Below are 15,703 nucleotides of genomic sequence, written 5' to 3'. Positions count from 1 at the left end.
GGCTTCCTCCGATCTGGCTGCCTTCAATCCTCGGGGATGCCGCTACTTATGAAACGGGAGATAGGGCTGCTATAGGTGTCAATTCCGAGTTCAGTACTCTTTGCTCTTCTACAATGTTGCCGAATTCATCGATCCCGTACGTGGAGAAGGCAACTTCAACCGAAGGACTGAGGTTGTTGATTTGTACTTCATAAGCCACGTTGCCCGCAATATAGAATTCACGGATATCGGAGGAGTTGGCAGGGATAACATAGGATGTGACATAGTGCGGGGTCAAAACCAGATTAGACCAAGGGACACCAAAGATTTGCACGACGACGGTGGCATCGCTGGTATCCACGTTACGGACACTGACTACAACGTTGGTTGCGGCGGTTCCCTCTGCCCTTGTGCTGGTGATGATTCCAGTAGTAAAAGGCATGGCGATCACTCCCTTCGTATCTTTCTAATAAAATGAACGAAAGCTTCTGCTTCCCTCATGGTTATGCAGGAGAGATCGATACTCTCGCTTTAGTTCAATTTATCTAGCAATAGTATATTCAACGAAATCATAATGTTTCGAGACAAGAATAATAGATCATTTGCGTATTTACGAACGGAGGTTGCGAGGGCGAAGAGACAGATGAGGAGGATCCGACTAACGTTGTAGAGCCAGACGGATCAAAACGCAAAAAGCTTGCGTGAGCGGGCCGCAAGCTTTTTGCCAAGCAAGGAGGATGGGTAGAACTAGAGGATGGCGGTGTAAACGAAAATGCTAGAGATCACTTTCGTTTCTACTAATATATTCAAGAGGCGATAGAATTCTCATGATACGAGCAGCAGGAAGAACGCCTCATTTTCGAAAAAAGTGTGGATTGGCTTGTCAGAACCCTCCCCGTATGCCTGGATCATGGCGTGAAGTGACATCTCAGGCCGAAATGGCAATGAAGAAAGAGAATGTGCAAGGAAAGAGATGATAATGCCCTCTTTAATCGCCTACATGCTGTTTTGGAAATGGCTCTTTCCATGATTATAATGTAAAAAGTGAACATATCGGACCCGGCAAACCTGAGAGTGGGGCGCCAAAAGCATTATGGAAGCAGCGTAAGAAAGACGAGCGGACCTATCATACCAAACATCATAGAAGGAGTTGTTTCTTTGTTTTTAGATTGGATTAAACAAGGTTTCTTTAGCAATGTCAGAAGGGATTTATTATCCGGACTGACCGTTGCCTTCGCACTCATTCCCGAGGCGATCGCATTTTCACTGATGGCTGGGGTAGACCCGATGGTCGGACTCTATGCATCCTTTCTGATCGCTGTTTCGATTTCGTTCTTCGGGGGACGTCCCGGCATGATCTCTGCGGCGACCGGTGCCATGGCATCGTTGATGGGTCCGATTGTCGCGAAGTACGGAATTGAATATTTGTTTGCGACGACCGTGTTGACGGGGATTCTGCAATGGGTAATGGGGGCGCTGAAATTCGGAAGATTCATCAGCTTTGTGCCGCAGCCGGTGATCGTCGGCTTCGTCAACGCGCTCGCCATTGTTATTTTCATGGCGCAGCTTCCGAATTTCGTGGATGCGACCTGGGTGATGTACCTGATGGTTGCCGGAACGCTGTTGATTATCTATTTGTTTCCGCTGCTGACGAAGGCGGTGCCCTCAGCTTTGGTGGCGATTATCATCATGACGATCGTGTCGGTGCTGACGCATGCCGATGTCAAAACCGTAGGCGATATGGGAGCGATCACTCAGACCCTGCCTTCATTCCATATTCCTGACGTCTCTTTATCGTTTCACATGATCTTGACCGTGCTTCCGTATGCGCTGGCTCTGGCCGTAGTCGGGATGACGGAATCGCTGCTTACAGCCAATCTGGTGGATGAGCTGACGGACACAGGCAGCAACAAGAATCGCGAGATTAAAGGCCAAGGCATCGCCAATATCATCACCGGCTTCTTCGGCGGGATGGCCGGCTGCGCAATGATCGGACAGACCGTGATCAACGTGAAATCCGGCGGGCGCTCCCGGCTCTCCACGTTTGTGGCGGGCGTGTTCCTGCTGTTCCTGATCATCGTTCTGGGGAGTGTCGTGAAGGTCATCCCGATGGCTGCACTCGTCGGCGTCATGGTTATGGTGTCCGTAGGAACCTTTGACTGGCATTCTCTGCGGACACTGAAGAAGGTGCCGATCGGGGATACTGTCGTGATGATCGTTACGGTAGCGATTGTGGTCGCCACCTCGAATCTGGCGCTGGGCGTTATTGCCGGCGTCATTCTGAGCGCGCTCCGGTTTGGCTGGAAAATGGCTCGGATTCATGCTCATGCCGTCATCAACGACAAAGGGATGAAGGTATATACGATAGAGGGACAGCTGTTCTTCGGCACGATGTCGCATTTCATTCAGCTGTTTGATGCCCAGAACGACCCGGATGAAATCGTGATCGATTTCAGTCATTCTCATCTGTGGGACCAATCGGCAACGAATGCCCTTTCCAAAGTGGCCGGCAAATATGAAGCTTTGGGTAAACGGGTTGCCGTAAAGGGGATCAATCCGGAAAGCCGGCGTCTGATGGACCAAATCGGTCTTACATTGGATTCATCCCATTCATAGTTCCAACACTGCAGATGGAGCAGAGCTTCGCTGCGGCCGCATGTGTGAGGAGTGAAGTGAATAGAAAAGGCGGGCTCCGAGTGGATCGGAGCCCGCCTTTTTAAGGTATCTGAGTGACGGCTTATTGCATGGGAGGCTGCATCTTCTCATACAGGTTATAGCCGGTTTCCGTTTGCCCTATATAATCGAAGCCGGCGCCGCTGTACAGGCGGTTGAGGGCGGGGACGGATGCGATGCAGTCGAGACGGATGCGATCCTTGCCTGGAAAACGGATGCCATTCTCCGCCCAACGCAGGATCGCATTGCCAAGCTGTCTGCCGCCGAACTCGCGGTTGATGGCAAGCCGATGCAGATAAACGGCGGATTCATGCCCCTCTTCTCCCCATAGCGAGTAATCCCAAGCGCTCGCATGCTGCTGGAGAATGACCATTCCGGCAATAACCCCTTCCTGCTTGAAGATAAAGACGTCGCCGCGGTCTACAGCGGCCGATACGCCATGACGGTCTTCCCCGACCAGCAGCTCATGCCATTGCTTGGAGCCTTTGCCCTGCAGCCAGGCCGCGGCTTGGACCATCAGCGCGCTTACGGCTTCCTTATCGGCCGGCTCCGCTTGATATGCACGGATTCCCGGCTGGACCTCTTCCTTCGTAATGGTGCATTTCGTTATGTTCATATTCATGATTTCCCCCTCCGTCGCCATATGATCCTATTGTAAGAAGTCGCAGGGAAGGACGCAAATGCCAGAGGCGGAAGTCAAAATCAGGCTTGTTTGTCTGCTCCTCAAAGTACGCCCGTACAGGCCGTCCCGCGGCGACCGGCATTGTATAAGAAGGAAGGGGGTGAAGGAGCGTGAAGAAAACGGATTTTATTGCCCAATTAGCACCGCTTGCTGCTACAGACCAGCAAAACACGGGCGTCCCGGCTTCGCTGACGATCGCCCAAGCGGCGCTGGAATCCGCATGGGGAGCAAGCAGCCTGTCGGTCAAAGCGAACAATCTGTTCGGAATCAAAGGGGAGGGACCGGCCGGGAGCATCCGAATGCAGACCTCGGAGTATGTAAAGGGGGCACGGGTGCAGATTTACGCTTATTTCCGCATGTATCACAGCTGGGCGGAGTCGATTCAGGATCATTCCCGCCTGATCATGAACGGAGTAGCGGGGGACAGGCGGTATGCGGGAGCGCTAAATACGGACGGCAAGACGGCTGCCCGAATCGTGGCCAAAGCCGGCTATGCAACAGATCCCCAATATGCGGATAAGCTTATTCAAATCATGGACCAAAACGGACTTTATCAATATGACGCCAAGTCAGGGGAGGGAGAACCGATGACCAAGGAAGAAAAGGCGGCATTCGATGCTCTGCAGGCCCTGGTTACCAAGCAGGGCGAATGGATCCAGCAGCAGGAGAGCCTGCTGAGCATGCCCTGCCCGGCCTGGGCGAAGGACGCCTATGACTTTTACAAGCCGTTCATTTCCGATGATAAAGGAAGTTATGATTATTGGCGGCAGCTGGTGATTCAGTACCGGCACGAGAAGGGTATACGCGTGAACAATCCCGGCAGTTCCAAATGACGGGCCGTTCCCATGGAAAAATAGAAACATGCCGAATATCCCTGCGGGAAATGCCCTGGCAGGGATTCGCCTTTTATGACCGGATGGTGACCCGGGTTCCGACCGGTACATAGGAGGAAAGGTCGAGCACATCCTCGTTGTGCATCCGGATGCAGCCGTGCGATACCTCATGTCCGATCGAGTCGGGATCATTGGTACCGTGGATGCCGTAATGCGGCTTGGAAAGACCCATCCAGAGCACCCCGAAGGGGCCGCCGGGATTCATCTGTTTATTGATGATCCGGTATTCACCTGTCGGCGTGCTCGTGAGCATTTTGCCGATGCCGACAGGATAGGATTTGGTGACCTGATCCCCGTCCAGCAAATACAGCGTGCGGTCCGAGAGGTCAACGATGATTCGGTAGTTGGGCATTTGCATCACTCCTCATTTTCAGAGTATGTTAATAGGGTAGGGAATGTATCTCTATGATCCAATGAAATAATGAAAAACCTGATTTTTTTTTGGAAAACAGGGTCTATTCTGACGATGGCAGAATAAGCTTTATTTCAATGTATACAGCAAGCGCGACAAGCGCATCATTTTTTGGGATAAAGGAGCTTCTGAATGTCATGCGCCGAAAAAAGACACTCCAGTATAGTGCATTTGCCGTCATTCTTCTGATTTCTTCGTTGTTCCTCTGGAGGCAGGGGCCTTATGTTTATCATCCGGCCCGAACGGATGCAGGGGTTCATAAGGGAGGATCGAGTGCAGTCCGGGTTCACGGCTTCATCTCCACCAGACCGACGCCGGATGCCGTTTATTATAAAAATAAAGTGATCGTGCTGATGTACCATGACGTACGGCCGAATCCCACCAATATCAAAAGCTTGGACACCGGGGTGTTCAAACAGCAGCTGGATGCGATGAAAGCGAACGGGTTTCACTGGATCACGATGAGCCAGTACGCGGATTTCATTACGAAGCGGCGTCCGGTGCCCGATAATGCGGTGCTGATGACATTTGACGACGGATATGAGTCGTTTTACCAGCATGTTTATCCCATATTGAAGCAGTATCATGTGCCCGCGACCAGCTTCCTGATCGTCGGGACGGTTGGCAACAAGAAGCTGCCGGGCCTGCCCAAGCTCGATTGGCAGCAGGTGCTGGAGATGCACCGGGCGGGTATCGATTTCTACAGCCACACATACAATTCCCACGCTTACGGCTATATTCGGATTGCGGGCAAAAATAAGGACCGTTCCGAGCCGATGCTGATGGGACCGGAGGATAACAAGACGCTGCATCATGTCGAAACCGATGAAGAGTACACCCGGCGCGTGAGCGGCGATTTGGGGCTCTCCGATCAGATTCTGCGCGAGAAGCTCGGGAACACGCGGAATATATTGGCGTTTCCTTATGGCGGCTACTCCAAGTCGGTTATCGATATTTGTCATCAACTGGGTGTAGAGGTTACGTTCTCCGTTAAACAGGGGATTAACAGCCCGGGACAATACATTGGCTATCGTGTCAACGCCGGCGGCATGGATAACAACCCGGTGGCGCTGCTTGAATATATGAAGCGAGGCGCGCCGATCAAATCGCCGATAAATGGTTACAAGGTATAGAACAAATGGAAAACCCCCGGGAAGCTGCGATGGCAACGTCCCGGGGGTCTATTGTTTTGGTCTGGCGCAGCATGACGCCAACTATTTAACCCCTGACAGCCTGTAGTACGGCTGCAGCCGGTCCCTGGTGTTTTCTTGTTGTATAAAATGAACGAAAGTTAAAGGGAACTTCGGTTCATTCTATATCAGTGAACAGAATAATGACATTTCTAAAACAACAAAAGCCCTGCCTCTCTTTTGTCCTTGCGGCTCCGATGACCGCGCCAGTGTGAATCAGAATTTCGTCTTTACATAAACTCATACTTCGTTTGGGTTATTCAAAATAGGAATTTAAAACTTCGTGGTCACGAAGAGTTATTCTTCTTGCGAGGAACGTAAAGGGGTTAAATTGAACTTACAATATTAAATTATATCACAGATGTAACTATTTGGCAAGAGCACTCGTGAATGAAAGCCATTCACTCTGCGGGAAGCCGCCTGTGCGGTTGGGCAGACAAAGGAATGCGGCTCCCGAAATGTGAACACGTTCATGGTTATCCCTGCAGCTCGGAACCGGCTTTTACACGCCGGGATTTGCCCGGAGTCCGGCCCGTTAAAAACACGCCGCACAGAATGAGTGCCATCCCCGTGAGCAAGCTCGCATGTACGGGCTCATCCAGCAGCAGGGCACCCCACACAATCGCAGTGGCAGGAATCAGATAGGTCGACATCGTCGAAAATTCAGCACTCCCTTTTTGGACCAGATGGTAAAACAAAAAGTATGCCACCGCGGAACCCATGCAGCCGAGTCCGATCAAGGCGAAAATGACGCTGCGGTCCTGCAGTAGCGGCGCGAGCGAGAAGGGCTCGAAGCCGAACGCCAATATTCCGCTCCCAATGCAGCCGACCGCAAGCGTGCACAGGACGGTTTCCACCAAGGTCACCTGGTGCAGATATTTCTTCGACAACTGGGATGACACGCCATAAAAAAACGTAGCGAGCAGCATTGCGCCGAATCCGGTGAGATCGCTGTCCAGTATTTTGGAAGGACGGATATCAAGCAGGACGAGCAGACCAACAAAGCCGAGTCCGAGACCGATCCACTGGAACCGGTTGGATTTCCGCCCGAAAAAGGCAAGTCCCAGCATCAGCGTCCAAAGCGGCGTAGTCGCGTTTAGAACCGAAGCTGTGCTGCTGCTGAGCCGGGTTTCGCTGAAGCCGATGAGGCTCCAGGGTACGGCCGTTTGCATAAGGCCTACTGCGATCATGGGAATCCACGGGATGTGGCGGAACCGGATGGGTTGACGCCGGATAAGCATGTACGCCAGCACGGCGACAATGCCGAAGGCAGAGCGCAAAAAGGCGATGGAGCCCGGCCCGTAATACTGCAGCAAAATTTTAATGAAGAAAAACGATCCGCCCCAAATGAGGCTGAGCAAAATCAAATACCCGTAAAGCGAACGTTTCATCGGTTAACCCTCTTTCTTGGTCGTGATTCAGTTCTCTCGGCCGGAAAGGAATTCGCCTTAAGAGAATGTCCAATCCTATTGTAATGCATCAATATTTAAACTATCATCGAAGTATGGAATGCAATGAGGAGGCTGGAACGAATGAACGCAACTCCGAAAGTGGCTGAAATGGTCTCTCTTCTTGGAGAGCCTTCGCGGGCCGCCATTTTAACAAGCCTGCTGGACGGGCGGTTTCATACGGCCAGCGAGCTGGCGCTGGCGGCGGGAGTGACGCCGCAGACCGCGAGCTTTCATTTGGCGAAGCTGACCGACGGCATGCTGGTTGCGGCAGAGAAGCACGGCCGCTATCGCTATTATAAATTGGCGGGCGAGGAAATTGCGCAAATGCTTGAAATGTTGTTGACGGTCTCGAAGCCGGCGAAAGTGACGTCGCTGCGACAGTCGGTTCAGATGCAAGCGCTGCGCGAAGCGCGAACCTGTTATGACCATTTGGCCGGGAAGCTGGGCGTGCGCGTCACCCAGTCCATGATTGAGCGCGGATGGATCGCAGAAGGCAAGGAGGAGTATGCCGTCACGCCGGATGGCGAGCGCTTTTTCGCATCGCTGGGCCTGGATCTGCCGGCCTTGCGCAAACAGAGACGCTCGTTCAGCCGCATATGCCTGGACTGGAGCGAGCGGCAGCATCATTTGGCTGGAACGCTGGGGCATGCATTGGCGGAACGCTTTTTTGAGCTGAGCTGGATTCGGCGGGCGGATGGAAGCCGTGCGGTCATCGTGACGGAGCAGGGGAGCGACGGTTTGAAGCAAATGTTCGGAATCTCCGAGCTTTGAACGCAAGTTGAAAGGATAAGCGAGAGACGCAGGCTTCGGCCTGCGTCTTTCGTTATGGTTAGAGATGTCGAAAAAATGGAATTTACTGCAAATGTATCCCTGGAAACTGCTAGATTATCAAAAAAATTGTGAAAAATGAAACGTTTCGTGAGTTTATTGTCACAATTTTCCGTCTTTCAGCCGATATTTATAGTAATATAGGACCATATTGAAAGAAGATAAGGAAGGCTCTGTTGTATGAATAGCGAATCAGGCTCCACGGGGGCCATAAAGCTGTACCGGTCGTTTTTGAAAAAATTGGTGCTCAATTATTTGGTCGGCTCGCTGTTGGCCGTATTGGTCGTCGGCAGCACCATCGTCTTGACGACGTTGGACGTCCCTCCGGAGGAATATAAACGTCTTGTATTCATTCTGGTAACCTCGCTTGTCATCATGGCTGCAGCGGAGCTGATCGTATTCTCGCGGCATGTGCGCCCCTTGCAGCGGGCGCTGCTGCGTCCGGATGCCGATTTGGACATGCTGAGGACGGCATATGTGCAAATGCATCGTTTTCCTCAATTGTCCGTGTGGCGGATTCTCGTACCGCATTTGCTGGGCTTGTCCATTCCCGCAGTATGCATGACGGCTTGGATGCTGAGCGCAGGTTTGCTGACCTTTCCCGTTTTTTATCTGGTTCTTGCGGCCGCGGGCGCTTTTCTGGTGGCGTGTATGCATGCCATGTTCGACTTTTTCCTGACGGGAGCCGCCATTCGTCCGCTGCTCCTGGAGCTGAAGAAGCAGGCGAAGGAAAGATTCCGGGTAGAGCTCGATGCAGGCGGCCACGTCTTTTTGTCGATTCGGCCGAAATTTCTGATCAGCAGCATGCTGATCGGGATTTCCCCGCTGCTGCTGTTCAGCCTGGCGGCACAAATCCGCCTCCGAAGCCTGGATAGCGCCATTTTTCAAAATTATTGGGGCTGGGCGAGTCTGATCCTGATCATCGATATCGCTTTCGCTTATACCGGGGCACGCCTTATTACGGCAGATATCGAACGACCGATTTCTAAGCTGTACGACGCGATGAACGACGTCAAGGAAGGGCGCATGACCCAGGTTCAGAACATTTATTCGGACGAGTTCTCCAAGCTGGTCGCGGGCTTTAACATGATGGTCGACGCGTTGCAGGCACGGGAAGACGAGAGCCGGGCGATGCTCGACAGCTACTTCGTGACGCTTGCGGTAGCGCTGGACGCACGCGATCCATACACCGCCGGGCATTCGCTCCGCGTCGCCGAATATTCGGAGCTGATCGGCGGACTGTGCGGGATGCCACCCGAGGAGCTGGCGATCATCCGCAAGTCAGCGCTCCTGCATGACATCGGAAAAATAGGCGTTCGCGACACGGTGCTGCTGAAGGAAGGACGTCTGACGGAGGAGGAGTTCGACCAGATCAAGCTTCATCCGGCGTTGGGGGAGAACATCCTGCTCCAGATCGAGCCGAAGGATGCGATGGCGGCGCTCTTGCCCGGAGTCCGATCCCACCATGAACGGTACGACGGCAAAGGGTATCCGGACGGACTCGCCGGAGAAGAAATACCGGTGCTCGGCAGGATCATCGCGGTGGCTGATGCCTATGACGCGATGACGTCCGACCGGCCTTACCGCAAAGGCATGGCGTCCCAGGTCGCGCTCCTCATTCTGGATGAAGGACGGGGTACTCAATGGGACCCGGTATTCGCCAAGGTATTCGTGGAGTATATGCGCAAGCAGTTGACCTCGATACCGAAGCACGGGGCATCGTAACCGCAAAAAAGCGTTCGCTGGAAACGGCGGACGCTTTTTTGGATAGTGAAGGGCTGTCCACGAGAGGGAGCCGAGAATGGAGCATATGACCGGGGGCATTTCCTGAGAAGGAGGAGGTACGACGTTTTTGTTCCTTAAATAGGAAAGCAGGGAACGTGACCTTTTTGTGAAATTCGTAACAAATAATAATTTTCATCGACTTCGCTCATTGAAGCTTAGGGAGAACACGGCTATAATGGGGGCATCTAAGATTTGAAACTTTAAAAACTAAGGGAGTTTCGCACTATGAAACGTGGAGACCTGCTGCTCGTGTCGGGTATTTTGATCGTATCCCTGCTGTTCATGGTTCCTCGTTGGATTCAAAGCGGAGAATCAAGTGAAAAAAATCACAACTCTCAAAAAACGGCCGTAATCAAGATGGAGGGCAAGCTATATCGGACCGTGACATTGACCAAGGAGGAGCAGACGATCGAAATTCGCACCCAGCGCGGCTACAACCTGCTGAAAGTGCATGACTACGGCATTGAAATGGTGGATGCCGATTGTCCGGATGAGATTTGCCTGACCTTCGGTTTCAGAAGCAGGCAAGGAGACACCATCGTCTGCCTGCCGCACAGGGTCATTGTAGAAATCGGGGGACCAAGCGGTGAAGGAGGGGAAACGGATGCCGTTATCTGATGAACAGACCTCGCTTGTCCTAAAGAAGACGGTGATGATTGCGATTTTCGCCGCGGTGGCCGTGGTGCTCAGCATCGCCGAATCGATGATTCCGGTCAATATCCAGATTCCGGGCGCCAAGCTGGGCCTCGCCAATATTATGATTTTGACCTGCCTGTATTTTCTGCGGGCCAGGGATGCGCTCACGCTGGTGGTGCTGAAGACCATGCTGACCGCCTTTATTTTCGGGACGTTCTCCAGTCTATTGTTCAGCCTGTTCGGTTCACTGTTCAGCTTCTGTATCATGGCGCTGCTCATGAAGCTCGGCCGGCGCCAGCTGAGCCTGGTCGGCATCAGCATCGCGGGCGGGATCGCCCATAACATCGGCCAGCTGGCGGCAGCCTCGATTGTCTTTTCAACCTTGAATATTTTCTATTATTTGCCCGCGCTGCTGATCAGCGGCATTGCCACGGGCGTTCTGGTTGGTATCGCCGTCAGATATTTGGTACCGGCCTTATCACGTTTGTCGTTGTTCGATGCATTCCGGAAAGACTGAAATAGCGCTTGCTACAAGGGGGAGTTCGAATGAAGGCACGCAAGGCAGGGCGGCAGCAGGAAAGGGCGGCTCCGGAAGATCAGGGAGCGGCGCCCGTTCCCGCGGAGAAGGAGACTTGGGCACAGCATGCGGAAGAGGCAGCGGATATGGTGGCATGGGATAACGTATCCTTTGCCTACGATGGTCAGCATGCGGATATCGACGGTGTATCCCTTACGATCCGCAAAGGGGAGTGGGTGACGCTGGCGGGAGCCAACGGCTGCGGAAAATCAACGCTGTCCCGGCTGATGAACGGGCTGCTTCGCGCCAGCAGCGGATGCATTTCAATCGGGGGGATCCGGCTGGAGGCAGGGACACTGGGAGCCATCCGGCAAAAGATAGGCATGGTGTTCCAGAATCCGGACAATCAGTTCATCGGCGCGACGGTAGAGGAGGACATGGCGTTCGGGCTGGAGGGGCTGTGCCTGGATACGGAAGAGATCCGGGAGAGGATTACCCGGTACGCCGGACGTCTTGGAATCGGCCAGCTGCTGCGCCGCCATCCGCAGGAGCTGTCCGGCGGCCAGAAGCAGCGAGCGGCGCTGGCTGCGATTCTGGCGATGGAGCCCGAGCTCATCATCCTTGACGAGGCTTCCTCCATGCTCGATGAAAAGGCGCGCAGCGAAATGCTGGAGCTGCTGCGGGAGATGCACGGCGAGACGCGTTATACGCTGCTGTCCATCACGCATGATGCGGAGGAAATATTCGCTTCGCAGCGCGTGCTGGTCATGGACCGCGGGAGAGTGGTCGCGGACGTTGCGCCCGACATGCTTTTCCGAAACGGGGAACTGCTGCGGCTGTGCCGCATGGAGCCGCCTTTCCGGCTTCAGCTCGCGCGGGAGCTGGAGCAGCGGGGCGTGATGACGGCAGACGGAGTAACGGGGGCGATGTTGAATCCGGTAGTAGAGGAGATGCGGAAATGGGCATTCGGTTCGAGCATGTGAGCTATACGTACGATGCAAGGAGCCCTATGCGGCAGACGGCTCTTCAGGATGTGAATATCCGTCTGGCGGAAGGCGCTCTGACTGGCATTGCGGGATCATCCGGATCGGGAAAGTCCACGCTGCTCCAGCTGCTGAATGGCATCCTGCTTCCGACAGAGGGTACTGTGAAGGTGCTGGATTTGAGGCTGAGCGCCGGGGAAAAGCCGCCGAAGCTGGCGCCGCTGCGCAGAAGGGTGGGGCTCGTCTTTCAGTTCCCTGAGCAGCAGCTGTTTGCAAGAACGCTGGAAGAAGACCTCAGCTTCGGGCCGCTGAACTTCGGCGCGTCGCCTGAGGAAGCCGCTCATTCGGCGCGGAAGGCGCTCGCCGCGATGGGGCTCGGCGAATCGCTGCTCCGCCGCCACCCGCTGCAGCTGAGCGGAGGGCAGCGGCGCAAAGCCGCGATCGCCTCCGTACTGGCGATGGGCCCCGACATCCTGGTGCTGGATGAACCGGGCGCGACGCTGGATCAGGTCAGCCGGTCGGAGCTCATCCAGCTTCTGCACCGGCTGTGCAGGGAGGAGGGGAAAACCGTCATCATCGTCACGCACCGGATCGATGAGCTCCTGCCCTATGCCGACCGCTGGGTCATCATGCATGAAGGCCGCGCCGCCTTTCAAGGAACGGTGCGCGAGCTGGTGGATACGGCCGGGAAGCTTCCGGACTACGGGCTGGCGGTGCCGGAGCCGATCCGCTGGTGGCGTGAGCTGGAGGCGGCCTATGGGCTTCAAGCGGAGGAACCTTGCTTAAGCCCGGCCGCCCTGGCGGAGCGGATCGCGCAGCTCGTGCAAACGGATGCCCGAAAGGAGCAGGCCTATGCGTGAAAAGCTGCTGATCGGCAGGTTGATCGATACGGGCTCGCCGGTACACGCCCTCGATCCCCGCGCCAAACTTACGGCCATGCTGCTCTATGCGGCCATGGTTGTCGGTGCAAGGTCATGGCCTGCACTGGTCGTTTTGACGGCCTTTTCATTCATCGTTATGGCTTCGACCCGGATTCCGCTTCGAACATATCTCAAGGCGGCGAAGCCGCTCCGCGTGCTGATGCTGTTCATCCTGATCGTGCAGTGCCTGGCCGTCAAAGGCGGCCGCGTGCTTGTTGCCGCCGGTTCCTGGCACGTGGATTCTGCGGGGCTCGAAGCCGGCGCGTATGCGGTCGCCCGGATGGTACTGCTCGTGTCCTTTACGGCGCTGCTGACGTTTACAACATCGCCGGGGCAGCTGAATCAAGGGGTTGAAGGCATGCTCCGTCCGTTCACAAGGATCGGGATTTCGCCGGAACGTCTGGCCCTGATGACCGGCATAGCCCTGCGGTTCATCCCGGCCATTCTGGACGAGGCGCAGACGATCATGAAGGCGCAGGCCTCGCGTGGCGCGGATCTGAAAGAGCTGCCCTGGAAAGAAAAAGCGCGGATGCTCACGGCGCTGCTGGTGCCCGTGACCGTCGGCGCATTCCGGCGGGCGGAGGATTTGACGGCTTCCATGGAGTCGCGGGGATACCGGCTCGGGGCACCGCGAACGCAGTACCGCCCTTTGATCTGGAGCTATAGGGATACAGGATTCGTCGCGGTTTTCGTTCTGATATGCCTGATCGTTGTATGGATCGGATGGATTTAAAAATAGAGATGGTGGAGGGGATCGCTGTGTCACGCTGGTTTGGAAAAAAAGAGATTGAGCTGCTGGCGCCTGTAGGAACGTTCGAGATTTTCAAGGAAGTGATCGAGTCGCCGTGCGACGCTGTTTATTTGGGCGGCCCGGCCTTTAATATGCGCCTGATGCGCAAAGGCTACAATTTTACGCTGGAGGAAATCACGGAGGCCGTAAACATCGCCCATTCGCTTGGGAAAAAGGTATACGTAACGGTCAACAACCTGCTTAGCGAAGCGGAGATCGAGGATGCAAGGGAGTATCTGAGGTTTCTCGAAAAGGCCCGCGTGGATGCGCTGATCGTTCAGGATTTTGCGGTCCTGTCCCTCGTGAACGAAATGGGGCTTCAGCTGCCGCTGCATGCCTCGGTCATGATGAACGTGCACAATCTGGAAATGGTCAAGGCGCTGCAGGAGCTCGGCGTGACGCGCGTCGTCACCTCCAGGGAAATGGATCTGCAAACCGCACGCTATATTCGCGTATCGAGCGGCATGGAGCTGGAGTATTTCATCCATGGCGACATGTGCGTCGCTCACGGGGCGAACTGTCATTACAGCTCCTACGTGTTCGGCATGAGCAGCAGCCGAGGCAAGTGCATGAAGCCGTGCCGCTGGGATTACCGCGTAAAAAAAGACGGCAGCGTCTATCCTGCCGAGTATCCGCTGGCCGTCAAGGACATGTACATGTATGAGCATATTCCGGAGCTGATCGAAGCGGGAATTTGCTCCTTCAAAATCGAAGGGCGGATGCGGGATGCCTCCTTTGTCCTCATGCTCGTGAACAGCTATGCGGATGCCATTGACCGTTATATCGAAGATCCGGTCGGCTTCGACCGGATGCAGGACGCGCAGCATTTATATGAACATCGAAAACGGGATTTTTCCACCGCTTATGCCTTCGGCAATCCGGGGCTTGCAAACATTAACCGCCGCTACGAGGGTACGGGTAAGTTTTACAGCACCGGCCGCGTTTTCAGCACGCCGACGCCCGAGAAGGAAATGGGAGAACAGCGCATCACGGAAGTGCGGGGCTATTTATCCGGCAGCTTGGAGGAAGCTCATGGCTCACGGCAGGAGCAGCCGGCTGCAAGACTGTCCGTAAGGGTGAATAATATGGCTCAGGCACGGGCGGCGCTTGAGGAGGGAGCCGACGATGTATATCTCTCCGGAGATGTGTTCCTTCCCGATCTGCCGTTCACGAGACAGGATATCGAGTCGCTGTGCGCAGCCAAAGGCCCATCGCGCATCATACTCGGACTGCCGCGAATGATGACCGAGCTGCATTTCGAGCAATACCTGCAGCTGCTTGGGGGCGGCAAAAGGCTGGATCTGGACGGGCTGCTCGTAACCAACCTGGGGGCGGTTCGCGCCTTCCGGCAGCTGGGCTACCCGATGATCGGGGATGCGAGCCTGAATGTCTACAATCATATCGCGGCTGATTTTTACGGTGCGCAGGGACTGGAACGGGTGACCGCATCGCCGGAGATGACAGCCGGGCACCTCGGCGATCTGCTGGCGCATGCCCGCGTGCCGCTGGAGATGACCGTGCATGGCTCCCCGACCGTCATGTATATGGAACATGACCTCTACGAAAACACGGAGCTGCTGGAGCCGGTCGGCGAGGAAGACAACCGCTATGTCCCGAACGATGTCCTGGTGCTGATGACCGATAAAGGCGAGAATCCGGTGTACCGGGATCAGCATGGGCGCAACCACTTGCTGCTCAGTAAGGAGCTGTGCCTGCTGCCGCTGATGCCTGACTTGATCGGGGCCGGAGTAAGCTGCTTCCGGATAGAAGGGGCTCCTTATCCGGTGCATGCGCTGCGGACCGTGATTCAGGCTTACCGCAAGGCTCTTCGCCTGTACGCGAAGGCGGAAGCTGGAGCCGGTGCGGAGGCCGCGGCGGGCGACCTGCAGCCCGTATTTGCCGGCTATACGCTGGGATCGCTGCAGTTCAACTAATCGTTCCAGAATAGACCGGAGGGGGAGACA

Annotated in this window: 15 protein-coding genes; 11 read left to right on the top strand and 4 right to left on the bottom strand. The window is 55.0% G+C overall.

Going from position 1 to position 15,703, the window contains the following annotated elements; translation table 11 throughout:
• Positions 1-46: 46 nt before the first annotated feature.
• On the bottom strand, positions 47-421 hold the full coding sequence (locus tag PCH05_RS14740; RefSeq protein WP_127603161.1) for a hypothetical protein: 375 nt from the start codon (positions 419-421) through the stop codon (positions 47-49).
• Between the two features lie 716 nt (positions 422-1,137).
• Between PCH05_RS14740 and PCH05_RS14735 the strand changes: the two genes are divergently transcribed.
• On the top strand, positions 1,138-2,595 hold the full coding sequence (locus tag PCH05_RS14735; RefSeq protein WP_127603160.1) for a SulP family inorganic anion transporter: 1,458 nt from the start codon (positions 1,138-1,140) through the stop codon (positions 2,593-2,595).
• Positions 2,596-2,716: 121 nt separating this feature from the next.
• Here PCH05_RS14735 and PCH05_RS14730 read toward each other — a convergent pair whose 3' ends face one another.
• Complete coding sequence (locus tag PCH05_RS14730) at positions 2,717-3,274, bottom strand: GNAT family N-acetyltransferase (protein ID WP_246049586.1); 558 nt, start codon at positions 3,272-3,274, stop codon at positions 2,717-2,719.
• A gap of 170 nt (positions 3,275-3,444) precedes the next feature.
• Between PCH05_RS14730 and PCH05_RS14725 the strand changes: the two genes are divergently transcribed.
• Entirely contained in the window at positions 3,445-4,167 is a 723-nt protein-coding gene (locus tag PCH05_RS14725; protein ID WP_127603159.1) for a glycoside hydrolase family 73 protein, read from the top strand.
• Between the two features lie 73 nt (positions 4,168-4,240).
• Here the strand turns inward: PCH05_RS14725 and PCH05_RS14720 are convergent, their stop codons facing one another.
• The gene (locus PCH05_RS14720) at positions 4,241-4,579 is read right to left on the bottom strand and encodes a L,D-transpeptidase (RefSeq protein WP_127603158.1); all 339 of its coding nucleotides are present in this window, start codon (positions 4,577-4,579) and stop codon (positions 4,241-4,243) included.
• A gap of 197 nt (positions 4,580-4,776) precedes the next feature.
• Here PCH05_RS14720 and PCH05_RS14715 point away from each other — a divergent pair, with 197 nt between their 5' ends.
• The gene (locus PCH05_RS14715) at positions 4,777-5,772 is read left to right on the top strand and encodes a polysaccharide deacetylase family protein (RefSeq protein ID WP_127603157.1); all 996 of its coding nucleotides are present in this window, start codon (positions 4,777-4,779) and stop codon (positions 5,770-5,772) included.
• Between the two features lie 533 nt (positions 5,773-6,305).
• On the opposite strand, the gene PCH05_RS14710 is transcribed toward PCH05_RS14715, so the two are convergent.
• Positions 6,306-7,220: a DMT family transporter gene (locus PCH05_RS14710; RefSeq protein ID WP_127603156.1), complete on the bottom strand. Its 915-nt coding sequence runs from the start codon at positions 7,218-7,220 to the stop codon at positions 6,306-6,308.
• Between the two features lie 141 nt (positions 7,221-7,361).
• Here PCH05_RS14710 and PCH05_RS14705 point away from each other — a divergent pair, with 141 nt between their 5' ends.
• The 8 genes from PCH05_RS14705 to PCH05_RS14670 all read left to right on the top strand — a co-directional run bounded on the left by PCH05_RS14705 (position 7,362) and on the right by PCH05_RS14670 (position 15,673).
• Entirely contained in the window at positions 7,362-8,051 is a 690-nt protein-coding gene (locus PCH05_RS14705; protein ID WP_127603155.1) for an ArsR/SmtB family transcription factor, read from the top strand.
• Between the two features lie 237 nt (positions 8,052-8,288).
• Positions 8,289-9,833: an HD-GYP domain-containing protein gene (locus PCH05_RS14700; RefSeq protein WP_246049584.1), complete on the top strand. Its 1,545-nt coding sequence runs from the start codon at positions 8,289-8,291 to the stop codon at positions 9,831-9,833.
• A gap of 285 nt (positions 9,834-10,118) precedes the next feature.
• Positions 10,119-10,511: a NusG domain II-containing protein gene (locus tag PCH05_RS14695; protein WP_127603154.1), complete on the top strand. Its 393-nt coding sequence runs from the start codon at positions 10,119-10,121 to the stop codon at positions 10,509-10,511.
• Positions 10,498-11,046 carry a Gx transporter family protein gene (locus PCH05_RS14690; protein ID WP_127603153.1) on the top strand — a complete coding sequence of 183 codons (549 nt, stop codon included), beginning with the start codon at positions 10,498-10,500 and terminating at the stop codon, positions 11,044-11,046. Before PCH05_RS14695 ends, PCH05_RS14690 begins: the two co-directional genes overlap by 14 nt.
• A gap of 29 nt (positions 11,047-11,075) precedes the next feature.
• The gene (locus PCH05_RS14685) at positions 11,076-12,029 is read left to right on the top strand and encodes an ATP-binding cassette domain-containing protein (protein WP_246049582.1); all 954 of its coding nucleotides are present in this window, start codon (positions 11,076-11,078) and stop codon (positions 12,027-12,029) included.
• Complete coding sequence (locus tag PCH05_RS14680; protein WP_127603152.1) at positions 12,005-12,889, top strand: ATP-binding cassette domain-containing protein; 885 nt, start codon at positions 12,005-12,007, stop codon at positions 12,887-12,889. Before PCH05_RS14685 ends, PCH05_RS14680 begins: the two co-directional genes overlap by 25 nt.
• Entirely contained in the window at positions 12,882-13,682 is an 801-nt protein-coding gene (locus PCH05_RS14675) for an energy-coupling factor transporter transmembrane component T family protein (protein WP_127603151.1), read from the top strand. The genes PCH05_RS14680 and PCH05_RS14675 overlap by 8 nt, the downstream gene beginning before the upstream one ends.
• A complete protein-coding gene (locus PCH05_RS14670) occupies positions 13,673-15,673 on the top strand; it encodes a peptidase U32 family protein (protein WP_246049580.1) in 2,001 nt (666 codons plus the stop codon). Before PCH05_RS14675 ends, PCH05_RS14670 begins: the two co-directional genes overlap by 10 nt.
• Positions 15,674-15,703 lie beyond the last annotated feature (30 nt).

It is taken from the genome of Paenibacillus chibensis (assembly GCF_004001045.1).
GTDB classification, from domain to species: domain Bacteria; phylum Bacillota; class Bacilli; order Paenibacillales; family Paenibacillaceae; genus Paenibacillus_AQ; species Paenibacillus_AQ chibensis.
Note: the sequence above shows the minus strand (reverse complement) of the source record. Positions and strands in the feature narration are given on the sequence as shown.